Raw genomic sequence first — 1,263 nt, forward strand, 5'->3', positions numbered from 1 at the left:
CGCAGCGAAATAAAGACACCGTTATGTTTGTCAAGCGTTGGCCATCAAGCGCGGGCCTTCTTGCCGTGATTTGGGTCGAAGGGCTTGCCCGACCTCAGGACGCCGAAGGCGATGGAAAGCAGCTTGTGCATGCACGCCACGACGATGAGCTTGCCAGGCTTGTTCTGTGCCTTCAGGCGCTGCCAGAACTCGGCCACCACCGGGTTGTATCGACCGGCCACCATCGCCGGGAAGTACAGCGCCTTCTTGAGCTCTCGATGCCCTTGAGGGTGTGTTCCTCGTCGCTTGTCCAGCGAGCTTCCGGACTGCCTGATCATGGGCGTGAGGCTCGCATAGGCACTCAGCGCCTTGACGGATGTAAACCGCTCGGGGCGACCGATGTAGGCCAGCAATTGGGGAATCGTCCTGTCCCCGAGGCCGGGGATCGTGGCGAGAAGCTCGTTGCGTTGGCGCAGATCGGGGTCGTCATCGATGGTCTTGCGGATCTGCATGCGAACCTGCTCGATGGCCTCGCCAAGGCTTGCAATGATTGCAATGAGCGATGGCTTGACCGAGCCGTGGGCAACTTCCAGGCGGTTCAACTCGCCTTGCCTGAGCTCCAGCAGCGTGTCCAGCCGGGCCACCAGCGCCTGCAGGGAGCGCACGCCGGGCGAAGGCGCCTCCCACAGATCCGGAGCCGTCTTGTCGCAAAACCGCGCCAGCGCCTTCGCATCGCCGTCATCGGTCTTGTTGCGCACTCGATCGAGTTCCATGAATCGCTTGACCGTCAACGGGTTCACGACCGAAACCGCAACCGCGTGGTCATGCAGAAAAAACGCCAGGCCCTCGTGGTACGTCCCTGTGGCTTCCATGCAGACGTGCGCCGCGGCATGGCCATCGGGCAGATTGGCATCCAGCCATTGCAGCAGCTCCGAGAAACCCGCCGCATTGTTGGGGAACACCTTGGAACGGTATTTACCGTCCGCCTTCAGCCAGGCTACGTCCAGCTTCGCCTTGCTGATGTCAACTCCTACATTGCATGTCACCGTGGTACTCCTTGGATCAAGGATCAACGCGCCACATTCGACATGCACATCCTGATATGCGGGGTCGTCGTCGGCACATTGGCCGGCGACGCCCCAAGACACCGTTCGAGCTACAGCGTCGAATCCGTCCGGGTCCCCACTCTTTATTGCGGGCTAAACAACCCAAGGAGGAGAACAGGGTCCACCGAACGGGCTCCCTTCAGCGCTACGGGAGCGGTGGAAACAATATCAGGAGGAG

The 1,263-nt window shown here is 61.0% G+C and carries 1 protein-coding gene; it reads right to left on the reverse strand.

Annotation, left to right across the window (positions count from 1 at the left end):
* Window positions 1-44: 44 nt before the first annotated feature.
* Window positions 45-1,025 carry an IS110 family transposase gene (locus VLK31_RS36180; protein WP_409173316.1) on the reverse strand — a complete coding sequence of 327 codons (981 nt, stop codon included), beginning with the start codon at window positions 1,023-1,025 and terminating at the stop codon, window positions 45-47.
* Between the last annotated feature and the right edge of the window lie 238 nt (window positions 1,026-1,263).

This window comes from Variovorax sp. H27-G14, from assembly GCF_046156345.1.
Classification (GTDB): domain Bacteria; phylum Pseudomonadota; class Gammaproteobacteria; order Burkholderiales; family Burkholderiaceae_C; genus Variovorax.